23 protein-coding genes, 4 tRNA genes and 1 pseudogene are annotated in these 26,079 nt (G+C 62.9%); 12 read left to right on the top strand and 16 right to left on the bottom strand.

Features of this window, described 5'->3' with window-relative positions; translation table 11 throughout:
• Positions 1-87: 87 nt before the first annotated feature.
• The 6 genes from HMPREF2630_RS04640 to HMPREF2630_RS04615 form a co-directional block, all read right to left on the bottom strand.
• A complete protein-coding gene (locus HMPREF2630_RS04640) occupies positions 88-1,062 on the bottom strand; it encodes a TDT family transporter (protein WP_070483631.1) in 975 nt (324 codons plus the stop codon).
• Positions 1,063-1,354: 292 nt separating this feature from the next.
• On the bottom strand, positions 1,355-2,050 hold the full coding sequence (gene rplA / locus HMPREF2630_RS04635; protein WP_049331841.1) for a 50S ribosomal protein L1: 696 nt from the start codon (positions 2,048-2,050) through the stop codon (positions 1,355-1,357).
• Positions 2,051-2,186: 136 nt separating this feature from the next.
• Positions 2,187-2,615 carry a 50S ribosomal protein L11 gene (gene rplK, locus HMPREF2630_RS04630; RefSeq protein WP_049331838.1) on the bottom strand — a complete coding sequence of 143 codons (429 nt, stop codon included), beginning with the start codon at positions 2,613-2,615 and terminating at the stop codon, positions 2,187-2,189.
• 287 nt (positions 2,616-2,902) lie between these two features.
• On the bottom strand, positions 2,903-3,649 hold the full coding sequence (gene nusG, locus HMPREF2630_RS04625; RefSeq protein ID WP_049331835.1) for a transcription termination/antitermination protein NusG: 747 nt from the start codon (positions 3,647-3,649) through the stop codon (positions 2,903-2,905).
• A 124-nt stretch (positions 3,650-3,773) separates the two neighbouring features.
• Positions 3,774-4,052: a preprotein translocase subunit SecE gene (secE, locus tag HMPREF2630_RS04620; RefSeq protein WP_049331833.1), complete on the bottom strand. Its 279-nt coding sequence runs from the start codon at positions 4,050-4,052 to the stop codon at positions 3,774-3,776.
• Between the two features lie 76 nt (positions 4,053-4,128).
• Positions 4,129-4,201 (bottom strand) — tRNA-Trp (locus tag HMPREF2630_RS04615).
• Positions 4,202-4,564: 363 nt separating this feature from the next.
• On the opposite strand from HMPREF2630_RS04615, the gene HMPREF2630_RS04610 reads away from it, so the two are divergent.
• Positions 4,565-5,767, top strand: a complete 1,203-nt coding sequence (locus HMPREF2630_RS04610; protein WP_070483629.1) for a pyridoxal phosphate-dependent aminotransferase — start codon at positions 4,565-4,567, stop codon at positions 5,765-5,767.
• 356 nt (positions 5,768-6,123) lie between these two features.
• Positions 6,124-7,155 carry a 6-phosphofructokinase gene (locus HMPREF2630_RS04605; RefSeq protein ID WP_049343271.1) on the top strand — a complete coding sequence of 344 codons (1,032 nt, stop codon included), beginning with the start codon at positions 6,124-6,126 and terminating at the stop codon, positions 7,153-7,155.
• 99 nt (positions 7,156-7,254) lie between these two features.
• Here HMPREF2630_RS04605 and HMPREF2630_RS04600 read toward each other — a convergent pair whose 3' ends face one another.
• Positions 7,255-8,508, bottom strand: coding sequence for a CAF17-like 4Fe-4S cluster assembly/insertion protein YgfZ (locus tag HMPREF2630_RS04600; RefSeq protein WP_070483627.1), 1,254 nt, complete (start codon positions 8,506-8,508; stop codon positions 7,255-7,257).
• A gap of 70 nt (positions 8,509-8,578) precedes the next feature.
• Positions 8,579-9,271, bottom strand: a complete 693-nt coding sequence (locus HMPREF2630_RS04595; RefSeq protein WP_049331824.1) for a heme-binding beta-barrel domain-containing protein — start codon at positions 9,269-9,271, stop codon at positions 8,579-8,581.
• Between the two features lie 502 nt (positions 9,272-9,773).
• On the opposite strand from HMPREF2630_RS04595, the gene HMPREF2630_RS04590 reads away from it, so the two are divergent.
• The 7 genes from HMPREF2630_RS04590 (at position 9,774) to asd (ending at position 18,334) form a co-directional block, all read left to right on the top strand.
• Positions 9,774-10,451, top strand: a complete 678-nt coding sequence (locus HMPREF2630_RS04590) for a winged helix-turn-helix transcriptional regulator (RefSeq protein WP_049343273.1) — start codon at positions 9,774-9,776, stop codon at positions 10,449-10,451.
• A gap of 122 nt (positions 10,452-10,573) precedes the next feature.
• Positions 10,574-11,608 (top strand): mycothiol synthase, encoded by a 1,035-nt coding sequence (mshD, locus tag HMPREF2630_RS04585; RefSeq protein ID WP_143131605.1) that lies wholly within the window; start codon positions 10,574-10,576, stop codon positions 11,606-11,608.
• 114 nt (positions 11,609-11,722) lie between these two features.
• Positions 11,723-13,993 (top strand): RNA degradosome polyphosphate kinase, encoded by a 2,271-nt coding sequence (locus HMPREF2630_RS04580; protein ID WP_080975241.1) that lies wholly within the window; start codon positions 11,723-11,725, stop codon positions 13,991-13,993.
• Positions 13,994-14,248: 255 nt separating this feature from the next.
• Positions 14,249-15,256, top strand: a complete 1,008-nt coding sequence (locus HMPREF2630_RS04575; protein ID WP_049343275.1) for an NUDIX hydrolase — start codon at positions 14,249-14,251, stop codon at positions 15,254-15,256.
• A 153-nt stretch (positions 15,257-15,409) separates the two neighbouring features.
• Positions 15,410-16,291: a thymidylate synthase gene (locus HMPREF2630_RS04570; protein ID WP_070483624.1), complete on the top strand. Its 882-nt coding sequence runs from the start codon at positions 15,410-15,412 to the stop codon at positions 16,289-16,291.
• 24 nt (positions 16,292-16,315) lie between these two features.
• Positions 16,316-16,990, top strand: a complete 675-nt coding sequence (locus HMPREF2630_RS09420; RefSeq protein WP_070483622.1) for a dihydrofolate reductase — start codon at positions 16,316-16,318, stop codon at positions 16,988-16,990.
• A 204-nt stretch (positions 16,991-17,194) separates the two neighbouring features.
• Positions 17,195-18,334, top strand: a complete 1,140-nt coding sequence (gene asd / locus HMPREF2630_RS04560; RefSeq protein ID WP_070483620.1) for an aspartate-semialdehyde dehydrogenase — start codon at positions 17,195-17,197, stop codon at positions 18,332-18,334.
• 126 nt (positions 18,335-18,460) lie between these two features.
• On the opposite strand, the gene HMPREF2630_RS04555 is transcribed toward asd, so the two are convergent.
• Complete coding sequence (locus HMPREF2630_RS04555) at positions 18,461-18,721, bottom strand: PGPGW domain-containing protein (protein WP_239653565.1); 261 nt, start codon at positions 18,719-18,721, stop codon at positions 18,461-18,463.
• Positions 18,722-19,032: 311 nt separating this feature from the next.
• On the opposite strand from HMPREF2630_RS04555, the gene HMPREF2630_RS04550 reads away from it, so the two are divergent.
• Both HMPREF2630_RS04550 and HMPREF2630_RS04545 read left to right on the top strand, forming a co-directional pair.
• Entirely contained in the window at positions 19,033-20,436 is a 1,404-nt protein-coding gene (locus HMPREF2630_RS04550; protein WP_083298885.1) for an MFS transporter, read from the top strand.
• Between the two features lie 117 nt (positions 20,437-20,553).
• A complete protein-coding gene (locus HMPREF2630_RS04545; RefSeq protein WP_070483616.1) occupies positions 20,554-21,558 on the top strand; it encodes a histidine kinase in 1,005 nt (334 codons plus the stop codon).
• Positions 21,559-21,701: 143 nt separating this feature from the next.
• On the opposite strand, the gene HMPREF2630_RS04540 is transcribed toward HMPREF2630_RS04545, so the two are convergent.
• From HMPREF2630_RS04540 to HMPREF2630_RS04530, 3 genes are all read right to left on the bottom strand, one after another.
• Positions 21,702-22,808, bottom strand: coding sequence for a UDP-N-acetylmuramate dehydrogenase (locus HMPREF2630_RS04540; protein WP_049343279.1), 1,107 nt, complete (start codon positions 22,806-22,808; stop codon positions 21,702-21,704).
• A 234-nt stretch (positions 22,809-23,042) separates the two neighbouring features.
• Entirely contained in the window at positions 23,043-23,504 is a 462-nt protein-coding gene (locus HMPREF2630_RS04535; RefSeq protein WP_070483614.1) for a MaoC family dehydratase, read from the bottom strand.
• Positions 23,504-23,956, bottom strand: coding sequence for a MaoC family dehydratase N-terminal domain-containing protein (locus tag HMPREF2630_RS04530; protein ID WP_070483612.1), 453 nt, complete (start codon positions 23,954-23,956; stop codon positions 23,504-23,506). The genes HMPREF2630_RS04535 and HMPREF2630_RS04530 overlap by 1 nt, the downstream gene beginning before the upstream one ends.
• Before the next feature lie 204 nt (positions 23,957-24,160).
• Here HMPREF2630_RS04530 and HMPREF2630_RS04525 point away from each other — a divergent pair, with 204 nt between their 5' ends.
• On the top strand, positions 24,161-25,162 hold the full coding sequence (locus HMPREF2630_RS04525; protein ID WP_070483610.1) for an LLM class flavin-dependent oxidoreductase: 1,002 nt from the start codon (positions 24,161-24,163) through the stop codon (positions 25,160-25,162).
• Positions 25,163-25,335: 173 nt separating this feature from the next.
• On the opposite strand, the gene HMPREF2630_RS04520 is transcribed toward HMPREF2630_RS04525, so the two are convergent.
• From HMPREF2630_RS04520 to HMPREF2630_RS04505, 4 genes and pseudogenes are all read right to left on the bottom strand, one after another.
• Positions 25,336-25,407 (bottom strand) — tRNA-Thr (locus tag HMPREF2630_RS04520).
• A gap of 1 nt (position 25,408) precedes the next feature.
• A tRNA-Met gene (locus HMPREF2630_RS04515) sits at positions 25,409-25,482 on the bottom strand.
• Positions 25,483-25,516: 34 nt separating this feature from the next.
• Positions 25,517-25,588, bottom strand: a tRNA-Thr gene (locus tag HMPREF2630_RS04510).
• Between the two features lie 258 nt (positions 25,589-25,846).
• A pseudogene (locus HMPREF2630_RS04505) lies at positions 25,847-26,079 on the bottom strand (ATP-dependent RNA helicase); the annotation flags it as partial.

Below are 26,079 nucleotides of genomic sequence, written 5' to 3'. Positions count from 1 at the left end.
CGAAACCCACCCGCGGCATAGGCGCAGAAGATAAGCGCCGTCATACAACAGCGCACTAACTTCACGCCGGCACCTCACACGGGAACCTTAGTTCGGGCGCACCAACAGGCGTCCCTTCACAGCCAAGTACAGCGTGCCCGCCCACAGGAAAATCAAGAAAGCCGTACCCGCCACCGTTAGCGCAGGACCCACCAACCCCAGCGAGCCAGCAGCCGTCAAGCGAATACCGCTCGCCGCCATGGAAGCCATACCGAACGAGAAACCCCACATGCTCATCGAGAAACCACCCTCAAGAGCCCAGGGGAGCAGACGCATCAGGAAAATCAGCTGCAAAATGCCGTAACCGGTCAGCACCAGGAAGAACCAGTCCACCGTGCCACCGTTAGCCGCAAGGTAGGCGTTACCACCCACAAAAGGCGGTGCCATCTGGATACCAATAATGCCGCGCTCCCCCTGCGGCAAGGGGGTCAGGGTGCGCAGGCGGCTCAGAATCGCGCCCTCAATGCTAAACCACGAAATCAGGCCCGCGCCGAAGAAGAGCATCGCCATATCATGCCAACCCACAAAGCCCATCGCCGTAGCAGTCGCGAAGTTTGTCGCAACCGTCGGCAGATACAGCACCGGTGAGGTTGCCTCAGGTGCATGCCCGCCACGCCACGTACCGGCAATACGATGAGAGGCGAAATACAACTGACCCACAGCGCCCAGCACAACCAGCGTGAGAGCCGGAACCTCCGCATACGGGTAGAGAGCCGCGCCCACCTGCGCCGTCGTCGCCGGAATCAGCGAAAAGAAGCAAGTACGCGCCGGATGCTCCCAAAAACTACACACCCATGCGCGGTACTTCACCACCGCGTGAACCAGGAAACCCACAAGGAGCAGCCACACCACGGCGTTAAAAGCCAGGATGCTCTCACCCACCCAGTCAGGCGCCATACCCTTCGAAGCACCAGTACGCCAGGCCGCACCCAGGGCCCCGGTGCCCAGTGCCACGGCAAAATAGTTGACCGGCAGGCTGAGGCCGCAACGGGCCAGCTGCGCGTTCTGGGTGGAAGAAGACATGGGTTCTATCTCTCGTCATAGATTGGGAGCGGATAGGAAGCGCTTGGGCTTCCTCCGCCATCGGTTTTAGAGGTGCCGGGGTAATCACGGCCAGGAGTTCATTCTACGTTTTAAGCCTATAAAAACTGGAAGTCCATGACGCACTTTAACTGACGCCAGTCACGCAATGTCTTGAATCTTCACACTGTGTTTTGAATCCTCACATAGACAAAATCATGCACAAAAAATCGCCCCCGACGCCTAAACGTCAGGGGCGATCACTAGCGAATGCTAGACGCTACAGGTGCATACCTTAGGCAGCAACGGAAGCCGGATCAACGGGGATACCGGGGCCGAAGGTGGTAGCAACGGTTGCCTTGGAGATGTAACGACCCTTAGCCGAAGAGGGCTTCAGACGGTTAATCTCTTCCAGTGCTGCTTGGAAGTTCTCCTCGAGCTGCTCAGCGGTGAAGGAAGCCTTACCGATGATGAAGTGCAGGTTGGAGTTACGGTCAACACGGAAGTCGATCTTACCGCCCTTGATGTCTGCAACAGCCTTTGCAACATCCATGGTCACGGTACCGGTCTTGGGGTTCGGCATCAGGTTACGGGGACCCAGGATCTTACCCAGGCGACCAACCTTGCCCATCATGTCGGGGGTTGCAACCGCTGCGTCGAAGTCGGTCCAGCCGCCGGCAATCTTTGCGATCAGGTCGTCGGAGCCAACGAAGTCAGCGCCAGCTGCCTCGGCCTCAGCAGCCTTGGGGCCTGCTGCGATAACGACCACGCGAGCGGTCTTACCGGTGCCGTGGGGCAGGTTCACGGTACCGCGAACCATCTGGTCTGCCTTACGGGGGTCAACGGACAGACGCATTGCAACCTCAACGGTTGCGTCGGTCTTGGTGGAAGAGGTCTCCTTCGCCAGGGCGACTGCCTCGGCGGGGGTGTAGAGCTTACCCTCTTCAATCTTGGCTACAGCTGCCTTGTACGCCTTGCTGCGCTTTGCCATCTGCTTTTCTCCTTATGCAGTTGTGGTCTCGTGAGCCGCGCTCGGCTCTGCCACATCCCGTCACTCGACGGGCATTTACAAGTTCTGTGTAGAAAAATCTACGGTGCCGATCACTCGGCTATTCGGCGAACCGAAATTACTCGACGGTGATACCCATGGAACGAGCGGTACCTGCGATGATCTTGGATGCTGCATCCAGGTCGTTTGCGTTCAGGTCGGGCATCTTGGTCTCTGCGATCTCGCGCACCTGAGCCTCGGTCAGCGAGCCAACCTTGGTGGTGTGGGGAACAGCGGAACCCTTAGCAACGCCAGCAGCCTTCTTGATCAGCTGGGCAGCCGGAGGGGTCTTGGTGATGAAGGTGAAGGAGCGATCCTCGTAGACGGTAATCTCAACGGGGATGATGTTACCGCGCTGCGACTCGGTTGCAGCGTTGTATGCCTTGCAGAACTCCATGATGTTCACACCGTGCGAGCCCAGTGCGGGGCCGACGGGGGGAGCCGGGTTAGCGGCGCCTGCCTGGATCTGCAGCTTAATGAGGCCAGTGACCTTCTTCTTGGGAGCCAATGTAGGGTCCTTTTCTTAGCTGGGAACCGACGCACAGGAGCGTACGCCGGCAGGGTGATGACCGTGGCGCGGCCATCGGCGTGCGCGCACGAAAGCGTGACGTGCGCATACACAAACTAAAATTTTAGCGTTAATCCGCCGCTTAATCCAGTGTTCATCGGTATTCACTAATATCGGAGGCGCGCGGCGGAACGAACGACCGGCGGCGGGAATGAAAAGATGCGGGTTAACGCAGAGCGAGCCCGGCCCCTTTCGGGTACCGGGCTCGCTCATGCGCTACAGCCTCGCTAGATCTTCTCGATCTCGGTGAAGCTCAGGGTCACGGGGGTGTCGCGGCCGAAGACGGAAATCATCACGACAATCTGCTGAGCCTCGGCCTTAATCTCGGACACGGTGGCGTCCATACCCTCGAATGCGCCGGACTTCACGCGGACGTTCTCACCCACGGTGTAGTCGGACTCAACGACGGGCTTGGAGACGGGCAGGCCCTGGCTCTGCTGCTGCTCCTCGAAGACGGGCAGGAGCATCTCGAAGACCTCCTCCATGCGCAGCGGAACCGGGTTGTACGCATCCTGGCCCACGAAGCCGGTCACGCCCGGGGTGTGGCGCACAACGCCCCACGAGTGGTCGGTCAGTTCCATACGGACCAGCACGTAGCCGGGAACGCGCACGCGGCGGATGGTCTTCTTCACGGTGTTCTTGAACTCGACCACGGTCTCCATGGGAACCTGGACCTCGAAGATCTCATCCTCGGCCTCAAGGTTCTGGATACGGGTCTCGATACCGGTCTTCACCTTGTTCTCGTAACCCGAGTAGGTGTGCACCACGTACCAATCGCCCACCTGACGGCGTAGCTTCGACTTGAATTCTTCCAGAGCGTCGACTTCCTCAGCCACCTCGGCAACTTCCTCGGCTGCCTCAACAGCCTCGGTAGCCTCCTCGGCCAGCTGCTCGACAGCTTCGGCCTCTTCGGCAGCCTCAGCAGCGGCTACCTCGACCTCTTCAATCTCGGATACCAGTTCCTGCTCGGACACGTCGCTCCTACTTTCTATCGCTTACGATCTGGCTACGCTGCATACGCAGCACCGATCAATAATCCGGGAAAAATTATGATACTCGGCGCAACACCCCACCGGGGATGCGCTCGGTATCGGTTAGCTAGTTACGCTGAATCGTTCCGTTACCAAAGATCCAGAATGCTCCCTGGCCGAACAGATAATCCAGGCCGGAAATCAGCAGGAGCATCACCACGACGAACAGCAGAACCGCGAGGAAGTAACCAATCAGCTCGCGTCCGGTGGGAGTGGTAACCTTCTTCAACTCCGCGATAACTTCGCGAAGGAATGCAAAAATACGGCCGAAGAAACCGCGCTTCTCATCGCTCTTTGAGGATGCGCCAGACTCAGCAGCCTGAGTGGCAGTAGCAGACGATGCCATTTCTTCTGCCCCTTTCTGTATCTAAAAAAGTACGCCCGGAGTGCGGGCGTACAATCGTTTATTGAGGCAATTTGAGCAGGGCGGACAGGACTCGAACCTGCAACCTGCGGTTTTGGAGACCGCTGCTCTACCAATTGAGCCACCACCCTTTGAAGCCTGAGCTTCGGCGTGAGAGTTGCTTCTCACTCGTTCGCTCCTCCATTGCCTCCTAAGCCAGTGGGCTTTAGAGGGGCAAACAATTACACCCTTGCGGGTGCAGAACTAACTCTAAACCATGCCGACGCGCTCGTGCAACTCCAGAACGCAATATTTTTTCAGAAAAAGGCTGTCCATTCTTTCTTTCGGAGGTATCCTATCTCCGGCGATGCCCCGTATCCTATAAGGAAGAACGCATCTTTGCACACGAGGAACGCACGAGGTGACGCACCCGTACGCCCTCCAACGGGCCCGCCGGCTACGACCTCACCGGCGTTTCGCCCCCGCTACACACAACAAGAGAGAAGAGAGCCCCCATGGCGCGCATTTCCAGCCGTATCGGTGCCATTGCACCCTCCGCAACCCTTGCCGTTGATGCAAAGGCCAAAGCACTCAAGGCTCAGGGACGCCCCGTCATCGGCTTCGGCGCCGGCGAACCCAACTTTGCTACCCCCGCACACATTGTGGATGCCGCCCACGAAGCGCTGAAGGACCCCAAGAACTTCCGCTACTCCCCCGCCTCCGGCCTGCCCGAGCTGAAGAAGGCCATCGCGGACAAGACCCTGCGCGACTCCGGCGTTAAGGTCGATCCCTCCCAGGTCATCGTGACCAACGGCGGCAAGCAGGCCGTATACCAGGCCTTCGCCACGGTCATTGACGAGGGCGACGACGTTCTGCTGCCGGCTCCCTATTGGACCACCTACCCCGAATGCATCCGCCTGGCCGGCGGTAACCCCATCGAGGTTTTTGCCGGTAGCGACCAGCACTACAAGGTCACCGTCGAGCAGCTCGAGGAAGCCTACACCCCCGCAACCAAGGCGCTCATCTTCGTCTCCCCCTCCAACCCGACCGGTGCCGTGTACACCGAAGAGGAAACCCGCGCCATCGGCCAGTGGGCTCTGGAGAAGGGCATCTTCGTTCTGACCGACGAGATCTACGAGCACCTCACCTACGATGACGCCGACTCGGTCTCGATTCTGAAGGCTGTGCCCGAGCTGGCCGATCGCTGCGTAATCCTCAACGGTGTGGCCAAGACCTACGCCATGACCGGTTGGCGCGTGGGCTGGATGATTGGTCCTCGCGACGTTATCGCGGCGGCTTCTAACCTGCAGTCGCACATGACCTCCAACGTCAATAACATCGCCCAGCGTGCCGCCCTGGCCGCTCTGACCGGCCCGCAGGACGACGTGAAGGTCATGCACGCCGCCTTCGACCGCCGCCGCCGCGCCATCGTCGAGGGCCTCAACGCTATCGAGGGCGTGCACTGCCCCGTTCCCACCGGCGCGTTCTACGCCTACCCGGACGTTCGCGAGTTGCTGGGCAAGGAAATCGACGGCGTACGCCCGCAGACCAGCGCCGAGCTCGCCGAGCTCATCCTCGAGAAGGCCGAAGTTGCCGTTGTCCCCGGCGAGGCCTTCGGCCCCAGCGGCTACCTGCGCCTGTCCTACGCCCTGGGAGATGACGACCTGGCCGAGGGCGTTGCCCGCCTGCAGGAACTACTGGGTCGTGCGCGCGATTAGTCGCCTCTCGCGAGTGCGTTTCATGAATCGTTAAATATTTTTTGAGCGCCCGGGGCCTGCCTCTACCGCTGCGGCGGAGGCAGGCCCCGGGCCTCTCTTCGTTGTCAGGGCGCGGATGCGGCAATCACCCGCTCAAAATATGCCGACTGAGGGTGTAAAGCACCTGAACTTTTATGCCGGAATGAGGCCATTCCCACCCCAATCCACCACTACCCACACATCCCAAACCCCGCTAAAATAGAGACCAAGAGAATGACCTCCCGAGCGGCACTTTCGTGCGTGCCGACTTCGTGGAGGCCATAGTTATATACGCGCGCAACACACCCCCGACGCGCAGACATTCACAAGGAGCCAACATGAAGATCGGTCTGCTTACTTCCGGCGGCGACTGCCCCGGCCTGAACGCTGTCATTCGAGGTGCCGTGCTCAACGGTGTCAAGAAGTACGGTTACGAATTCGTCGGCTTCCGTGACGGCTGGCGAGGCGTCGTCGAGGGCGACTACATGGACCTGCCCCGCCAGAAGGTCCGCGGCCTGGCAGCCCAGGGCGGTACCATCATCGGCACCTCCCGTACCAACCCCTTCGACGGCCCCAACGGCGGCCCCGAAAACATCGAAATCATGATGGAGCGTCACGGCATCGACGCCATCGTCGCCATCGGCGGTGAAGGCACCCTCGCCGGCGCCAAGCGCCTGGCCGACGCCGGCCTGCCCGTCATCGGCGTGCCCAAGACCATTGATAACGACCTGCGCGCGACCGACTACACCTTCGGTTTCGATACCGCAGTCTCCATCGCAACCGAGGCTATGGACCGCATCCGCACCACCGGTGAGTCGCACCACCGTTGCATGGTCGCAGAGGTCATGGGTCGTCACGTCGGCTGGATTGCGCTGCACTCCGGCATGGCGGCAGGCGCACACGCCATCCTGATTCCCGAGGTCAAGGTCTCCATGGACCAGGTCGCCGAGTGGGTCACCGAGGTACACGACCGCGGCCGTTCTCCCCTGGTCGTCGTTGCCGAGGGCTTCATCCCCGAGGGCTTCGACGATGTCATGGCCAACAAGGGTACCGAGAAGGACGGTCGTCCGCGCCTCGGCGGCATTGGTGAATACGTGACCCACGAAATCGAACGCATGACCGGCATCGAGACCCGTAACACCATCCTCGGCCACATCCAGCGCGGTGGCGCCCCCACCGGCTTCGACCGCGTGCTGGCAACCCGCCTGGGCATGGGCGCCGTGGACATGGTCGCGCAGAAGCAGTGGGGCAAGATGGTTTCGGTCCAGGGCACCGTCGTCAAGTACGTGCCGCTGGAAGAGGCTCTGGACGGCCTGAAGTCCGTTCCGCAGGAACGTTGGGACGAGGCCTCTGTCCTCTTCGGCCGCTAAGCCGCTCCCCGTACACAAAACCGCTGAGGCGGGCACTCTCCATCGCGAGTGCCCGCCTCAGCGGTTTCTACGCTTCCAGAAAGAACAGAGAGTCGGTTTCTAACGCTTCAAGAAATCCTGGCCGGAGAGGGAACGGCGCGCCACCTCGCCCGAATCGGGCGAAACCACAGTCGTCTGAGCCACCGCATACTCCGTGGCCGGTGCCGGGGACCCGTCGGGCAGGAAATCCCCACCGTCTACCGCGCGCAGGGGCGCCTTCGGATCAACGCCACGCTTAATGACGGCCAGGGCGATGGGCCCGGCCTCGTGGTGCAGCGCCACCGAAGTGATACGGCCAACCGGGCGGGCCTTGCCCTCCACGAAGAGCTCACTACCGACGGCCGGCAGGGTGTGCTCCGAACCATCGATGTCCAAGAATACCAGGCGGCGCGGCGGGCGGCCCAGGTTGTGCACGCGCGCAACCGTCTCCTGCCCCTTGTAGCATCCCTTATCGAAGTGCACCGCAGTGCGGGAGTAGTCCAGCTCCTGCGGAATACTCTTGTCATCCACCTCGGTGCCGTAGCGGGGACGCCAGGCCTCGATGCGCAGGGCCTCGGCGGCCCATACACCCGCGAGACGAACGCCCTCGCGGTTCTCCGCCAGGGCATCTAGCGTCCCGCGGGGAATAATCGTCCAGAACCGCACGTAGTCGGCGCCCGGGTGCGCATCCCCGGCCTCGTCGTAGCGGTAGCCACCCGGGGCGGGGGTGTTCCAGGGGTCCTCCCACACCGGCAGGCCTTCGGCGGAGGCACCGGCGAGCGCCGCGGCCAGGGCCGGATGTACTACTCCATCAGCACCGCGGGGATCGCGGCTCGTCTCGAGCACCGCGTACTCGTCGCTGAGATTCTGAATCTCGACGCGCAACATGAACTTCATGCGGTTGAGGTACTCCTCCAGGGATTCGGCCTGGTCACCCTCGACGATGAGCCAGAGGGCCTCACCGTCTTCGAAGGCTGCGGGGGCGTATTCGATGCGTCCCTGCGGGGTCAACAGCAGGAATTCACGGCTATCGCCGGCCTTCATATCGCTCAGAATCTGCGAGGCGATGGAGGTCAGCCAGGTCAGGCGGTCCGGGCCCGTCACTCGCACGATACCCAGGGACGAGCGGTCTACCACCACCAGGGGTTCGTCCGCCCCGGCGGAACGGTCGCGGCTCAGGGCTCGCTGCTCGTGGATGGGGTCGCCGTAGTGGGCCGCCACACCCTCGTCGGGGCCGCCGGCGGCGAAAGCCCCGCTCACCGAAAGCAGGGGGCTTGCGAGGCGTGCGGTCCGGTCCTGTTCGGCCCGGACCGGGTCGGTCAAAGATTCAGTCACGGAGGAAACCTTTCACACGAAAGAACCCACCCCACCGGGGAGCGGGGCAGGCTCTGATGATTGGCACAAACTATTCGGCGGCGGGCTTATCGGAAGGCTCGCCGGTGGGCTCTTCGCCGTCCAGGGAACCGAACATCGAGGTTCCCAAGGAATCGCCGGTCATCGAGGAGGTCTTGCGCAGCTCGGCGGAAGCGTGCTTGTGCAGCTTGCCCTCGGCGTCCGCAATCTCCCAGTCCCACATGAGGTTACCGTTGACCAGGCCCCACAGGCGCACCGAGCCGGCGTACTCGTGGGAAATCTCGTCGCGCAGCAGGTTGCCGGTCTGCATGCGCACGACCGGGCCCTTAACCATGCCCACGTAGTTCTCGCTGATACCGCCGGGGTGGGCGATGGTTGCGAGCAGGGAGAAGCCGTCGTCCTCGTTACGCAGGGTCTCGACGCTCTCCGCGTCGGCGAAGGCGGGAACAACGTCCTTGGGCACGATGCCGAAGCCGCCGTCGGCATCGGTGAGCGGGCGATCGATCTGCCAGAAGCCGGTCTCTACGGTGATGGGACGGAGCTTCTTACCCTCGTCGTCGAGGAGGAAAGATTCGGCGCGGTACTCAATGAAGGGCAGGCCATCCTGCTCAAAGGTAATAATCTGGCCGAAGGGGGTGTTTTCCTGACCCTCGTACCACATGGTTCCGGTGCCTTCCCAGGTGCCGAGGAGCCACGCAAAGGGAACGAGTTCAGGGGTTAGGTTGGAAGGAATTTCAATAGCCATACCCACATTTTACCGGCTAGGGCAGGCAACGGATAGAGATATGTTACGAGTTCGCCAGCGGCCCAGAAGCCTACCGCCGGTAGCCCACCGGAGAAAACAGGCATAGGAAACCCCCGCCCGGATGAACCCGGACGGGGGTTTACGCCGTCATTGGCGCGGGCGGCTCGCGAACCGCCCAATGCCCTATGTCAGGCTTATACTTCTGCCCTTATCGGAAGATTACTTCTGACCGCTGAAGAGGCCGCGCAACACCGCGAAAGCACCGATTGCGATGCACACGGAGATGATAGCCATCAGCACCATGAAGAAAGCTTCGAGAGCCATAAGATTGTTATCCATGTCTTAAAGCTACCACACGCCCCAGCGCGAAAGAGCGCACGAGGGGCTGGCGGCGGGGTGTCCTTAGTCTGAGGCTGGCGCCGCTCCCGGCGGTTGGGGGCCGGGCGGGTACACTAGAAGAGATTTATCAAGCCGCCGCGTGACGTGTAGGAAGGGAGAGAACGTGTACCGTATTGCGCTTCTGAGCGACACCACGGCTCAGGACGTCGTTCCCTCTCTGAGCCTCCTCAGCCACCGGGTGCAGCTCTTCCCCCTCGACACGGCGCATAAGGTCCTCGAGGATCAGGGGTTTGACCTGGTCATACTGGATGCCCGCACCGCGCTCGTGCAGGCTCGCCACAGCGCCCAGCTGCTCCGTGCATCCGGCCTACAGCTCCCCCTCATCGCGCTTCTTAACGAGGGTGGCATGGCGGCGGTTGCCTCCTCCTGGCAGGTGGACGACATCGTTTCGGATCAGGCTTCCCCCTCCGAAATGGACGCCCGCCTGCGCCTGGCCATCGTGAGTGAGGCCGAGCCCCAGGACGATTCGACGCAGGAACGCATCATCCGGGCCGGCAACCTGGTTATCGACACGCAGGCCTATTCGGCACATCTCTCCGGGGCCGCGCTCAACCTGACCTTCAAGGAGTTTGAGCTCCTCAAATTCATGGCCATGCACCCGGGCCGCGTCTTCTCGCGCGCGCAGCTGCTCTCGGAGGTCTGGGGCTACGATTCCTACTACGGCGGCACCCGCACGGTCGACGTGCACGTGCGTCGCCTGCGATCGAAGCTGGGCACCGAGCACGAGCAGATGATTTCGACCGTCCGCAACGTGGGATATTCCTTCAGCTCGACCCGTTAACCGACACGCGAGGGGCGTAGGACGGTCGGTTCCCGTCATATTCGTTCGTAACCTAGACCAAACTCTTCAAAGAACAATATTCCCCGGTAGAGTTAAAGGGAAGGCTACGAAAGAAGGCAATGATGGCCACCAGTCAGACAACCCCTCCCTCAACCGACCTTGTCTACACCGAACCCGCACTCACCGCCGAGCTGCTGGACCGTTTCGATACTTTTGCCCGCGAGGTTGCGCTCCACGACGGCGTCTCGGCGTTCTCCGAGCAGACCCGCATCGAACTCACCAAGGCCCTGCGCGAGCGCACCCTCACCCCTCCCCGCCTCTTCCTGGCCGAGGACGGCGGCACCATCGCGGCCGCCTTCGTGGCCCTCACTCCCATCTCCGATGAGGACGGCGGCGTCATCGAGGCGGCCGTGGCTCCCGCCTACCGCGGTCGCGGCGCGGGAAGCGCGTTCTTCGAGCACGCCGTCCGTCAGCTCGGGGAGGACGCCGTGCGATACCGCCTCTGGGTGCACGGAAGCGCCAACGACACCGGCATCGAAACCCCCGCGCACGCCTTCGCGACCCTGCACGGGTTCAGCCCGGTGCGCGTTCTGTACAAGATGGTTCTGCCGCTGGACGAGTCAACCCGCGAGGACCTCGTTGAACGCTCCGACGCGCGCGCGCTCCCCGAGAACCTGCGGATGCGCACCTACACGGGCGCGGACGAGTTCCCCTGGCTGCGGGTCAACGCGGCCGCCTTTGCGCACCATCCTGAGCAGGGCAAGCTCACCCTGGCCGATTTGCGCGAGCGCACCGGCTCCGATTGGTTCCGTCCCGAGGGCTTCTTCATCGCCTCCGAGAAGGAAGACGACGCTTCGATTGCTGCGTTTACCTGGACCAAGATTCCGACCGGGCAGGTGAGGGGCGAGCTCTCCCCCGCCGGCGAAATCTACGTGGTGGGAGTGAACCCCGACTCGCAGGGAGGCGGCTTGGGCCGCACCCTGACCCTGCGAGCGCTGGCCTACCTGGCGTTGGCCGCCGACGAATCGGGCGAGCCCCTGCACGCCATCGAGCTCTACGTGGATGCCGACAACACCGCGGCCTACTCGCTGTACACCTCGTTGGGATTCAGCGTGGCCACGGTGGACCGTATGTACGCTCCCGGTCACGCCGCCTAGCCCTCCCGCACGCGAGCCCGCTCAGGCCTCATTGCATGCCGGGCCCGCCCCGGCGCGCCGCCGCGGGTGCGCCCACCGATTTAGCTAACCACTACACAGGAAAGGAAGTACAGTATGGTACCCGCCCCTAACGGTCTGAATAAGGCACCCAAACCCAAGCCCACCGAGCCGGCGCCCATGACCGGCGTTATCCACATCGGCAACGACATCTCCAAGATCGAGCGCGCGGACTCCCGCGGCGACCGCATCGAGAAGGGCGAGAAGCGATCCTACTTCAGCCTGGAGGAAGAGTTCGGCCCCGAGCGTTTCTTCGACCGCGAGAGCAGCTGGCTCGACTTCAACACCCGCGTGCTGGAGCTGGCGGAGGATCCGGACCTGTACCTGCTGGAGCGCCTGAACTTCCTGTCCATCGTCGCTTCCAACCTCGACGAGTTCTTCATGGTGCGCGTGGCCGGCCTGAAGCGCCGCATCGCCACCGGACTGGCCGTGCCCTCCGCCGCCGGTCTGAGCCCCGAGGAGCAGATGGAGGAGATTGCCGAGCGCGCCCACAAGCTGCAGGAGCGCCACGCCAAGGTATTCCACGAGCAGGTGCTGCCCGCCCTGGAGGAGCAGAACATCCGCATCGTGAGCTGGGAGGATTTGGACACCGACGCCAAGGTACGCCTGCGCCAGGATTTCATGCGCGACATCTTCCCGATTCTGACCCCGCTGGCCGTGGACCCGGCTCACCCCTTCCCCTACATCTCGGGTCTTTCGCTCAACCTTGCCGTGCTGGTGCGCAACCCGCAGACCGGCAAGGAGCTTTTCGCCCGCGTCAAGGTACCCGATCAGCTGGACCGTATGGTCTCCGTGGACGGTGCCCGCGCCGCCAACACCGCCGGCCGCGAGAGCCGCTACATTCCGCTTGAGGACATCATCGCGGAGCATCTCGACACGCTCTTCCCCGGCATGGAGGTTGTGGAGCACCACGTCTTCCGCGTGACCCGTAACGAGGATCTCGAGGTGGAAGAGGACGACGCCGAGAACCTGCTGAAGGCCCTGGAGAAGGAGCTTCTGCGCCGCCGCTTCGGCCCGCCGGTGCGTCTGGAGGTTGAGGATACTATTAACCCCACCATCCTCGACCTGCTGATTTCTGAACTGAACATCGACGAGTCCGAGGTGTACCGCCTGCCGGCCCCGCTGGATTTGCGTGGCCTGAGTGCCATCGTGCGCGCCAACCGTCCGGCGCTGCACTACCCCAAGCACATTGCGCACACCTCCCGCTGGCTCAACGCCGCCGAGACCGCCAAGGAAGCGGATGTCTTCGCCGCAGCCCGCGACCACGACGTGCTGCTGCACCACCCCTACGATTCCTTCGCCACCAGTGTGCAGGCTTTCCTGGCTCAGGCCGCCGCCGACCCGCGCGTGCAGGCCATCAAGCAGACCCTGTACCGCACCAGCGGCGATTCCCCCATCGTGGACGCCCTGATTGAGGCCGCCGAGGCCGGCAAACAGGTCGTGGCGCTGGTCGAGATTAAGGCCCGCTTCGACGAGGAGGCCAACATCTCGTGGGCTCGCAAGCTCGAACGCGCCGGCGTGCACGTGGTGTACGGCATCGTGGGCCTGAAGACGCACTGCAAGCTCTCCCTGGTGGTGCGCCGCGAGGGCAACCACCTGCGTCGTTACGCCCACATCGGCACCGGTAACTACCACCCCTCCACGGCCCGTTTCTACGAGGACCTGGGCATCATCACCTGCGACGAGCAGATTTGCGAGGACGTCTCGCGCCTGTTCAACCAGCTCTCCGGCTACGCCCCGAAGACCAGCTACAAGTCGCTGCTGGTTGCACCCCGCTCCCTGCGTAGCGGCCTGATTGAGCGCATCGACCGCGAGATTGAGAACCACCAGGCGGGTAAGCCGGCCAAGATTCAGATCAAGTGCAACTCAATGGTGGACGAAGCCGTCATCGACTCGCTCTACCGCGCTTCCCAGGCGGGCGTGCCGGTGGATGTGGTCGTACGCGGTATCTGCGCCCTGCGCCCCGGCGTTCCCGGTCTGAGCGAAAACATTCGTGTGCGCTCGATTCTGGGCCGCTTCCTGGAGCACTCGCGCGTGTTCGCCTTCGAGAATGCGGGCGATCCGGTCGTGTACATCGGCTCGGCCGACATGATGCACCGCAACCTGGACCGCCGCATCGAGGCGCTCGTACAGATCAAGGATCCGCGCCACATCAAGTACCTGCTCGATATGTTCACCATCTACATGAGTGATTCCTCGCGCACCTGGCACCTGGCCGCGGACGGCACCTGGACCCGTCACAACACCGATAGCGAGGGCAAGCCCCTGCAGGATGTGCAGTCCTACTACCTGCGTTCGCGCTCGCGTAAGAACGTGGATAAGGTCTAGGCCGGTATCGTCCCTTCCACAAGGAGCCCCACTTCCCACCCCGTACGGTGGGGAGCGGGGCTCCTTCGCTATCCTGCGTCGGTTTGCCGGTTCCCGCACGCCCACCCAGACATAACCCGGATGCAACCCGGACGCAAAGGTGAACAGAAGGTTACGTCAAGGTGACAGGTTGTGGTTTTTCTCCCGTACAATAAGACGCGGAACCCGGCGCTTCCACCGCGCCGTGCAGACCCAACCACCAAGGACTAGAGAGACATGGCCCCGCAGGATTCCTCCTCCATCTACTACTCGGCCCGACGCTTCGACGCGGTGAACAGCGTCGACCGTTCCCCCGCCAACACCGCAGAAATCGTTGCTGCCGGCGCGCTGATTTGGCGCGTGCGCGACGATGTCTTCGAGGTGCTCATCATTCACCGACCCAACTACGACGACTGGTCCTGGCCCAAGGGCAAGCAGGACCCGGGCGAGTCCCTCGCAGAAACCGCAATCCGCGAGATTCGTGAGGAAGTGGGCCTGCAGGTGACCCTGGGCGTGCCGTTGGCTGTCACCTCCTACCCCGTGGGCGGCCGTCCCAAGGATGTCTTCTACTGGTCCGCTCAGCTCCCCGAGGGCGCTCGCGCCCTGGCCGATGAGGGTGAAGTGGACGAGCTTCGCTGGGTGACCCCCGAGGTGGCCCGCGCCCTGCTGACCAACCGTGATGACCTGGGCCCGCTAGATTCCCTCGAGGCTCTGCGCGAGGCGGATGCGCTACGCACCCGCCCCGTCATCATTGCCCGCCACGCGAAGGCCAAGCCGCGTTCGCACTGGGCCGCCGCCGAGGATGACCGTCCGCTAGCCGGCACCGGTAAGCGCCAGGCCCTCGCCTCCAGTGGCCTCTATGCTGCCTGGGCACCCAACCGAATCCTCTCCTCGCCGTGGCTGCGCTGCCTGCAGACGGTGACCCCCTACTCCGTGGAGCACGGCGTGGCGGTCAAGGAGAAGAAGTCCCTCTCGGAGGCTGGGGCTCAGCGTCACCCGGCGCGTACTGCCCGCGTGGTGGCTTCGCTGTTCGATAAGGATTCTTCATCCCTGCTGTGCACCCACCGCCCGGTACTGCCGCAGGTGATGGATGTTCTGCGCGAGTACCTGTTTGAGGGTTCCGCGGAGGTCCTTCCGACTGAGGACCCGTACCTGGAGCCCGGCGATGCCCTGGTCCTGCAGGTGACCGAGGGCGATGACCCGCGTATTGTCTCGGTGGAGCGTGTACGCGCGGCACTGGACTAGCATCCATATCTTTTATCTTCTAACGGCGAGCGCGCTGGGCTTTATGCTCAGCGCGTTTGCTCTACCTGCACCCCGTTTGCGGGTTGTACAATAGAGGGGCGGTTGCTTCTTTGCCGTCTCTCACGTCTACTGACAGGATTCAAGGTTTTTCTTATGACTCACGCAATCCCCACTCCCTATGAAGATCTTCTGCGCGAAATCCTCGAGGAGAACAAGGACGCCATCGCGGCGGATGCGCAGCGTTCCGACCGTACCGGCACCGGTACCTTCGGCGTGTTTGGCCGCCAGATGCGCTTCGACCTGCGGGATTCCTTCCCGCTGATTACCACCAAGCGCGTGCACTTTAAGTCGGTGGCAATTGAACTGCTGTGGTTCCTGCGCGGTTCCTCGAACGTCCGCTGGTTGCAGGAGCGCGGCGTGACCATTTGGGATGAATGGGCCGACGAGAACGGTGACTTGGGTCCGGTGTACGGCGTGCAGTGGCGTTCCTGGCCGACCCCCGACGGAGGCACGATCGATCAGATTGCCAAGGTCATCGACTCGCTCAAGAACAACCCCGCCTCGCGCCGCCACATCGTTTCGGCGTGGAACCCGGTCGAGGTGGACAACATGGCACTTCCGCCCTGTCACGCGCTCTTCCAGTTCTACGTGCACGAGCGCCCGGACGGCGTGAAGGAGCTCTCCTGCCAGCTGTACCAGCGTAGCGCGGACATGTTCCTGGGCGTGCCCTTTAACATCGCCTCCTACGCCCTGCTGACCTACCTGATTGCGCAGGAGGTGGGCATGGAGCCGGGCGAGTTCGTGTGGACCGGCGGCGACTGCCACATCTACTCGAACCACCTGGAGCAGGTGAAGAAGCAGCTGGGTTACGGCACCGACCCGGAGGGTAACCCCTACCCGCCGCGTAAGCCGTACCCGTACCCGAAGCTCGTTATTAAAACCAAGAAGCCTTCTATTTTCGATTACGAGTATGAAGACTTCGAGCTGGTGGATTACAAGCACCACCCGGGCATTGCCGCCCCGATTGCGGTCTAACTGCAGGTAGCTCTAGGAGGCATGATGTATTGTCTGGGCGCTATTTGGGCTCAAACCGATGCCGGAGTCATTGGCCGCGCGGGGGATATGCCCTGGCGCGCCCCGGAGGATTTGGCGCACTTCAAGGCGGTCACCCTGGGGGCTCCGGTCATCATGGGGCGCCGCACGTGGGAGTCCTTCCCGCCGCGTTTCCGTCCGCTGCCGGGCCGCACGAATATTGTGATTAGCCGTTCGGTTTCTGAGGCTGAAGAACGCGATGGTGCCCTGTGGGTTCCCTCGCTGGATGCGGCCCTGTACGCGGCTCGCGACGCCGTGGGCGCACCGATTGAGCCGAATCCCGAGCTGCCGGAAAGCACCGCGGCTAACACCCCTACCGTTGATGCCTGGATTCTTGGCGGCGGTTCCGTGTACGCGGAGGCGCTCTCCCGCAACGACCTGCCCGCCTTCGGTCGGGTGGAAGTGGTGGAGCGTACGTTCTTCTACTGCCAGGAAGGCAACGAGATTACCGGCGATACGCGAGCGCCCGAACTGCAGCTCGCGGACTCTCACGGAAACTGCGCGGTAGGCTCCCCGAACGGATGCTGGCACGTGGTCTCCGAGACGGCCTGGGAGAAGAGCGAGAAGGGGTATCTGCTCGATGAGTCGGGCACGAAGAACCCCATGTACTTCTCCTTCCAGAGGCTCGAACGTCTCCCCTAAAGGACGCATCCCGTAAACTGCATCTCAAGCCCGCGGATACTTCACCTGGAGTGCCGCGGGCTTGAGCGTTTAACCCGCCCCGAGCACCCCGAGGATAAGCCTCGGCGGTAAGCTCCGCGCCTCCGCGGGATGTTCCGTTCCGAATACCAGATTTTTTGTACGGTGTTATCCCGGATGCGCCAACCTGAGAGTACACTGGGAACCATGAACTTTAATCCCGGTGACTCTGTAGGTTTTGTTGGCTGGCGCGGCATGGTGGGCTCGGTCCTCATGAAGCGCATGGTTGAGGAAGGCGACTTCGAGGGCATTACCCCCGTCTTCTTCACCACCTCTAACGTTGGTGGCCAGGCGCCCACCTTCGACGGCGTTCTCGAGCCGTCCGAACTGAAGGACGCATACGACGTCGACGAGTTGCGTAAGCACTCGATTATTGTGACTGCTCAGGGCGGTGGCTACACCGAGGCTGTGCACCCGAAGCTGCGCGCAGCCGGCTGGGACGGCCTGTGGATTGACGCCGCCTCCACCTTGCGCATGAACGATGACTCCATCATCGTGCTGGACCCCATTAACCGCGACGTCATCGACCGCGGTCTGGCTTCCGGCATTAAGGACTACATTGGCGGCAACTGCACCGTCTCCTGCCTGCTGATGGGCTTGGGCGGCCTCTTCAAGAACGACCTGGTCGAGTGGGCAACCTCCATGACCTACCAGGCTGCTTCCGGTGGCGGCGCCCGCCACATGCGTGAGGTGCTCGCACAGTTCCGGGACCTGGGCAACGAGGTGTCCGCCGAGCTGGACGACCCCGCATCCGCAATCTTGGATATTGACCGCAAGGTTCTGGCCAAGCAGCGTTCCGGTGAGCTGGATTCTACCCAGTTCGGTGTGCCGCTCTCCGGCTCCCTGATTCCCTGGATTGATTCTGACCTGGGTAACGGCCAGTCCCGTGAGGAGTGGAAGGCCGAGGTTGAGACCAATAAGATTTTGGGCCGTTCCGCCGACGATAAGGTAACCATGGACGGCCTGTGCGTCCGTATCGCCGCGATGCGCTCGCACTCTCAGGCGCTGACCATCAAGCTCAAGAAGGACCTGCCGCTGGAGGAGATTGAGCGCATCATCGCCGAGGATAACCCCTGGGTTCGCTTCGTGCCGAACGAGCGTGAGGCTTCGATGGAGCAGCTGACCCCCGTGGCTGCGTCCGGCTCCCTGGAGATCCCGGTTGGCCGCGTGCGTAAGCTCGCGATGGGCCCCGAGTACATTAGCGCGTTCACCGTGGGTGACCAGCTGCTGTGGGGTGCTGCCGAGCCGATTCGCCGTATGCTGCAGATTGCCGTGGGCAAGCTCTAAAGCTCGCTGACTAGAACATACGAAAGCCCTCGCTTTCCATCCTGTGTGGATGGGAGCGAGGGCTTTTGCCATGTACATCAGGCCGGCGGGTGGGAGCCGGTATTAGCGCTATTGAGTATGAGCCGCCTAGCGTGCGGCTTTGCGTTCCTTACGCTGCTGGCGCCAGGCGCGGTAGCGATACCAGGCGGTGAGCACCACGTGCTTCATAAATCGGTTGGCGCGGCGGGCCCAGGTAAATTCGGTGCCCCAGATGCCCAGGCCGATGAAGATGAAGAGCCAGCCGGGGCCGGGGGTGACGAGCATAATCAGGCCGGCAATAAAGCAGAAGGCACCCACACCAATCACGAGGGGCTTGTAGAGGTGCCGCAGAACCGGATGTGCGTTCATGCGTTCCTTGCGGGCTTCGAGCCAGCGGTGAAAGCGGCTGGTTTCGCTTTCCTTGACTTCGTCTTCGAGGGTTTTCAGGGGTGGTCCTTCCAAACGGGTTGGGCGGTGAGTATCGCCAAGCGGCGGGCTGGTTAGAGAATATCATCTGCCGCTGGGTGGGGGCTGTGAAGGATTTCTTAACCTTTGAGATTTTTTGTTATCTTCAATTTTTTTCGTTTCTATAGTGTTCAAGTCGAAAATACCTTTATACACTGTAAAGGAAACAATTCACCCGGCATTACGCCTAAACACTAAGGAAGCGACCCACCACCGTGTCCTCCTCCCGCCCCGAATCAACGGACTCACCCCGCGCCCGCGCCGCTGCGTCCATCCCGGAACACAACACCGCACCCACCCTCAACGAACGCCTCGAAAATCTTCCCTTCACCCGCACCCACGGCAAGCTCCTAGGCATCTCGGGGCTCGGCTGGGCCCTAGACGCCATGGACGTCGGCCTCATCTCCTTCGTTATGGCCGCGCTCCTCAAGGAATGGCACCTCAGCCCCACCGAGGCTTCCTGGCTCGGTTCCATCGGTTTCGCCGGCATGGCACTCGGCGCAACCTTCGGCGGTCTGCTCGCCGATAAGCTCGGCCGCCGCTATATCTTCGCCCTCACCCTGCTGATTTACGGCTTGGCGACCGGCGCCTCCGCGCTGTCCACCTCGCTGGGGCTACTGCTGGTCTTCCGCTTCCTGGTCGGCCTGGGTCTGGGTGCCGAGCTGCCCGTGGCCTCCACGCTCATCTCCGAGTTCTCGCCCCGTTCCATCCGCGGTCGCGTCGTGGTCGCCCTTGAAGCGTTCTGGGCGGTCGGCTGGATTCTGGCCGCCGTCATCGGCACCTTTGTCGTTCCCCAGGCCAACGGCTGGCGCTGGGCCCTGGCCATCGGCCTGATTCCCGCCATCTACTCGCTGGTGGTCCGCATGGGCACCCCCGAGTCCGTGCGCTTCCTGGAGTCCGTCGGCAAGCACGATGACGCCCGCCGCGTCGTCGAACGCTTCGAAGCCTCCCCCGCTCTCTTCCCCAAGGCGCAGAAGGCCGAGGAGACCGCCGTCCACGGCACCGAGGAGAGCACCGACAACGCCGAATCCGCCAAGGTCCACTCGATTTGGGCCGCGGGTCAGCGCCGCAAGACCATCGCCCTGTGCATCATCTGGTTCTGCATTAACCTCTCCTACTACGGCGCTTTCATCTGGATTCCGGCGTTGCTGAGCGCTCAGGGCTTCAGCCTGGTCAAGTCCTTCGCATTCACACTCATCATGACCCTCGCGCAGCTGCCCGGTTACGCCGTGGCCGCCTACCTCATCGAGAAGTGGGGCCGCCGCGCCACCCTGGCCGTCTTCCTGATTGGATCCGCGCTGGCCGCGGCGGGATACGGCCTGGCGCACTCCGACGTGTTCATCATCATCGCCGGTTGCCTGCTCTCCTTCTTCAACCTGGGTGCCTGGGGTGCGCTCTACGCCCTGAGCCCGGAAATCTTCCCGACTCACCTGCGCGGCACCGGCACCGGTGCTGCGGCCGGTATTGGACGCCTGGCCTCGATTGCGGCACCGCTCATCGTGCCCCCGCTCGTGGCCTTCGGCGGCACCCCGCTGCTGTTCACGCTCTTCGCTCTGGCCTTCCTGACCGCCGCAACCACGGTGTTCTTCCTGCCTGAACGTCGCGGCCAGTCGCTCTAACCGCGATTCGCTGTAAACCCGCACGCCGTGCCCTCCCGCAGCTTTTGGGGAGGGCACGGCGTTCTTGTGGGCCATAATGGTTGAAGACCTAGAATACGTCTGTGAGGGGTCACCGCAATGCTTGATTCTTTTGTACCCACCGCCTACCGGACAGAGTTCACGCCCTGGCCCGTGAGCGAGCGCTACGCCACCGCCCGCCGCGCGGGAACGCCCGAGGCCCAGCTGCTCCCCGGCGAGCTCACGGTGCATCGTAGCGACGGGGCTTCCATGAGCTACTACCTGGACTGGCCCGAGAACTTCGGGCCCACCGATAAGCCGATTGCGTTGAGGCCCCGGTACAAGAACTCCTACCCGCAGGACTTCGTGCTCACCGTGCAGGTGCGCGATGCGCAACTCCTTTTCAGCGTGTCCTCGCGTAGCTTCTGGGAGCAGCGCGACGGTCGCGCGGTGGAGCGCGGGTTGATTGCCCGTGGCTACCTTCCGCTGGATGCGCCCGGAACGCCCCGGCGCGATGAGAACCGGGGCGAGGAGAATCTACGCCAGGAAGGGGCTTCTTCCCCCGAGGTCTCTTCCGCCCCGCCTCTGCTCGGCTGGGATATCACCGACATCTACCCGGCCCGCATGGCGCTGATTCGTGCACTCTGTGAAGGCCTCTGCGCATCTCTCGCGGCACAGGCCTCTGTTCTGGCCCCCGGCGAGGCCCGCGTGGACGAGCTCGGGGACAGGCTACGGGCTGTACATCTGAACCCCTCCGAACGCCCGGATGAGGCAGAGGCGGGCCGGGAGGTTTCCGCGGGCATGGTGCGCGCGCTCATCATTGAGCAGGATGAATCCGCGGGCGGGGAGGCCCGCGCCTACTACGCCAACGTGCTCTCGCCCGTGCCGAACGAGTTCGGCAATATCGTCTGGTCCACCCGCGAGGACGCCGAATACTTCCCCTACCGTCCCGTGAGGCACAAGCCGATTTTCCACGTCCCCTGCCCCCGCGAACGGGTCCCCTTTGCCGTACAGGCACTCGTGCGGCATCTGCCCGAGGCTCCCGCAGCTACCGGCCGCGAGGCCCCTCCGCGGAGCCAGAACCTACCGGCCCCCGGCAAGTCCCCTTCGGCCGATCCCCGTTAGGTTGCATCCGGCACGGTCACTTCCGGCACAGTCGCTTGCGGTCAGGCAGGCTCCGGGCGGAATGACTGCCGCCCCATTAACGCACGATGCCCCGGTTCCGCTTCACACGAAACGGAACCGGGGCATCCTCACTACAATGGCGTCTAAATTTCGCCGTTGACCACGACGGGCTCGGGAACCAGGGTTACGCCAAAGCGCTCGCGCACGCCGTCACGCACGGCGCGGGCAATCGCGAAGATATCCTCGGCGGAGGCGCCGCCGCGGTTCGTAATGGCCAGGGTGTGCTTGGTCGACAGGCTTGCGCGGCCGTGGGCAATCTCGCGGGACTCACCCTCCAGACCGAAGCCCTTGTCGAAACCGGCGTGCTGAATCAGCCAGGCCGCCGAGAGCTTCACGCGGTCCGGGTCCTCGGTGCCGGGGCCGAAGGGGGTGACCTTGGTAATGACCGGGAAGTTCGGGGCGCCCTCCGGCAGGGAATCCAGGGTCGAGCGCGGAACGATCGGGTTGGTGAAGAACGAACCGGTCGAGAAGGTGTCGCGGTCCTCGGGGTTGAGCACCATGCCCTTGGAGCCGCGCAGTTCCAGAACCTTCTGGCGTACCAGCGCGGAGTCGGCGCGTTGACCGGGCTCCACGCCCAGGCTCTTAGCCAGCTCGGCGTACTTAATCGGGGAGGAGAGACTACCCAGGGTGAACTGGAAATCGACGGTCAGCACCACGTAGCGGGGCGAGCCGTTGACGGTTGCGCGCTTGAGCACCGAGTCGCGGTAGCCGAAGCGCAGGTCGGCGGCGGCGAAGGTCTTCAGGGCGTTCTTCTCGCGGTCCCAGGTGCGTACGGAGGCGATGAACTCACCCACCTCCACGCCGTAGGCTCCCACGTTCTGCACGGGGGTCGCACCCACGGTGCCGGGGATGCCGGAAAGAGCCGCGGGGCCAACCCATTCGTTCTCGATGCTGAGCTTCACGAAGTCGTCCCAGATGGTGCCAGCCTGCACGCGCACGTTGGCGCCGCCGCAGGCGGGAATGGGTAGCTTCTCCACGCCGTCGGAGGCGATGTGCACGACGGTTCCGTCGAATCCCGCGTCGGAAACCAGCAGGTTGGAGCCTCCACCGACAATCAGGACGGGGTCACCGGCGGCGTCTGCAGCGGAGACTGCTTCGATGATTTCTGCCTCGGAGGTGGCACGGACGTAGGTTTTGGCGGGGCCGCCTACCTGGGCGGTGGTCAGTTCGCTCAACAGCTTTTCAGTCATAGGTTAAGAATAGCGGGCGTTGCGGGAGGTCAACACCCGCCACGCGTTAAAGTCACTGAAACCTTATGGTGATTTTGCCTTCATTTTCCGCCGCACCTTTCTCAGAAAACGCAACTACCCCGCCGGTAAGCGCACAAAAGCGGTGAGCGCGCGAAAGCCCCGGCACCACCGCAACGGGCAGCGTCGGGGCCTTCACGCAGCTATCTGCGAGCACAGAAACTCTGTGCCGAGGGACTATGCCGAAAGACGCACCAGAGCCTGGCTCTTCATCAGAACCTTCTGCTCCTTGCCTTCCTCGTCACGCGCGGTGACGGTCAGGTCGATGCGGGCGGTGCGCTCCTCCTCATTCAGGGCGCCCACCTTACCGCTGATAGTCAGGGCGTTCGTGGGGGTGTCGGGGTTTTCGCCGCCGGGTGCATCCGCCACGGGAACGGGCTTGGTGAATCGAGTCTGGTAGTCCACAATCGCGCCGGGGTCGCCCACCCAGTCGCTCACTAGCTGCACGGCGGTACCCATGGTCAGCATGCCGTGAGCAATCACGCCGGACAGACCCACCGACTGAGCAAAACGCTCGTTCCAGTGAATCGGGTTGAAGTCACCGGAGGCGCCAGCGTAACGCACCAGCGAAGCGCGGGAGAGCTCCACGGTACGCGAACCGATGTCCTGGCCCTTTTCAAGATCTTCAAAACGCACCATTAGTTCTCCTCCTCGGCACGAACCAACAGGGAAGAAATGCAGGTGGTGACCGGCTCGCCCTGCGCGTCAACGATTTCTTCACGGGTGGTCAGCATTGCGCCGGCACCCATAACGCGCACGGAGTCCACGTGAACCTCGGTGCGCAGCTCGTCACCGGCCACGATGGGGCGGTGGTGAGTGAAACGCTGGTCGGCATGCACGACGCGCGAGAAGTCGATGCCCGCGGACTCGTCGTTGATGAGTGCCGCGTCGGCAGCCTGCGCCAGGATAATGGCGAAGGTCGGCGGGGCAATCACATCTGCGTACCCTGCCGCGCGGGCTGCCTCAACGTCGTGGTGGAGGGGGTTTTCTGCGTGAACTGCTCGGGCAAACTCGCGGATCTTTTCGCGACCGACAACGTAGGTGTTCTCGGACGGGTAGACCCTGCCCACAATCTCAGGGTTAATGCTCATGATTTCAGTCTACCGGCCCCGTGCACGGTGTTCAGCCCGGGTACACGGAGTGGACACGCAGAATGGATCCGCGCGGTGCACACGCAGAACACACGCGCGCAGTATTTCGTCGCATTTTTACCTGCTAGCGAAGGCCCCTACCCGTCCAGCCCAAGCAGGCGTAGGCTGGACGGGTACCTGCAATCTATTTCAGAAGGAAAAGTTATGTCTTCCAACGTAAAAATTTCGGTGCTTGACCTGATGCCGCACCGCCCCGACCAGAGCCAGCACCAGACCATGCTCAACACCATCGATGCCGCCCGCGCGGCTGAGTCCTACGGTTACGAGCGCTTCTGGGTCGCCGAGCACCACAATGCCGGCTCCCTGCTGTCCTCCGCGACTGTCGTGGTCATGGCCGAGATTGCCGCCGCAACCGAGCGTATTCGCGTGGGTTCGGGCGGCATTATGCTCCCCAACCACGCACCCTACGTGGTGGCGGAGCAGTTCGGTACCCTCAACGCATTCCACCCCGGCCGCATTGACCTGGGTGTGGGCCGTGCGCCCGGCACCGACCCGATGACCGCCGCCGCTTTGCGCCGCGACGATTCTGCCGCCATGAGCTTCCCCGCCGAGGTGCAGCAGCTACAGCGCTTCCTGGGCGAACCCTCCCCCATGCACCGCGTGCACGCCATCCCGGGCCAGGGTTCGAAGGTTCCCATGTACATTCTGGGTTCTTCCCTGTTCGGTGCGCAGCTTGCCGCGCAGCGGGGTCTGCCCTACGCGTTCGCTTCGCATTTTGCGCCCGCAATGCTGCAGGAGGCGGTAGACACCTACCGCGCAAACTTCAAGCCCTCCGAGCATCTGGCCGAGCCCTACGTCATGGTGGGTGCAACCGCAATGCTCGCCGATACCGATGAGCGCGCACGCTACCTGTACACGAGCCAGCAGCAGCACTTCCTGGGCGTGGTGCGCGGCAATCTGTCCTTCGCACCTCCCGTGGAAGATATGGACGCCGTCTGGACCGACGCGGAGAAGATGCACATCGACCGCATGACCGCCGAAGCGATCGTAGGCTCCCCCGCCACCGCGCAGGCTCGCATTGAGGACCTGGTGGCGCGCACCGGTGCCGACGAGCTCATCATCATGACCGAGGCGTGGGAGCATGAGGACCGCCTGCGCTCCTACGAGCTGCTGTCCCAGCTGCCGGTGGTGCGCCGCGCCTCCTAGAACGCGCTAGGAGCACCCAAGAGCACGTAAAACTCCGACATTGCTGAAGCCCCCGAGAATGATATTTCTCGGGGGCTTCGCCGTCTCTAGATTCCACAGCCTGCAGAAGTTGAATACCCGCGGCCGTTTTGAGCAAACAAAAAAGCCTGCCTCCGAAGAGGCAGGCTTATCTGAGCCCCGACCGGGAATCGATCCCGGGACCTCCATCTTACCAAGATGGCGCTCTACCACTGAGCTATCGGGGCGTAGCGGTGGACGGGCTCGATCCGTCGACCTCACGATTATGAGTCGTGCGCTCTAACCAGCTGAGCTACACCGCCACATCATTAACGCCGCATAACGGGCTAATGACAGAGCCCCGACCGGGAATCGATCCCGGGACCTCCATCTTACCAAGATGGCGCTCTACCACTGAGCTATCGGGGCAACAGGTAAAACTATACATGGCTTTGGGGGCACCCGCAAGCGCGAATAGTATGGCATACACCACAATTTTATCCTCGGGAATCCACTCCTCCATGCTCCCCGCCATGCCGCCGCAGCCGGACGCCTAAGACAGGCAAAAGGCCGGCGGAGAAACGGATAATTCGTCCCCCACCGGCCTGGACGCTTTGGGCCCTCCCCGCGCTACGCGACGCTCCGGTCACACGGCGCGGGATACGGCTTCCGGGCTACAACGCCCGCTTAGTAGCGCTTGCCGCGACCGCCGCGGTAGCCGTCGCGACGGTTATCGTCACGACGGTTATTACGGCCGCCGAAGTCGCGGTTACCGTACTCGCGGCCGCCGCGGTCATCGCGGCGAGCACCGCGGTCGTCACGACGCTTGAAGTCGCGGTCGCCTCCAAAGTCACGGCCACCGTCACGATTACCGCGGTAACCACCCTCGCGACGGTTATCGTCACGACGGTTATTACGGC

This window comes from Rothia sp. HMSC072B03 (assembly GCF_001809565.1).
GTDB classification, from domain to species: Bacteria; Actinomycetota; Actinomycetes; order Actinomycetales; family Micrococcaceae; genus Rothia; species Rothia mucilaginosa_A.
The sequence above is the reverse complement of the archived record's forward strand: the minus strand, read 5'-3'. Positions and strand labels throughout refer to the sequence as shown.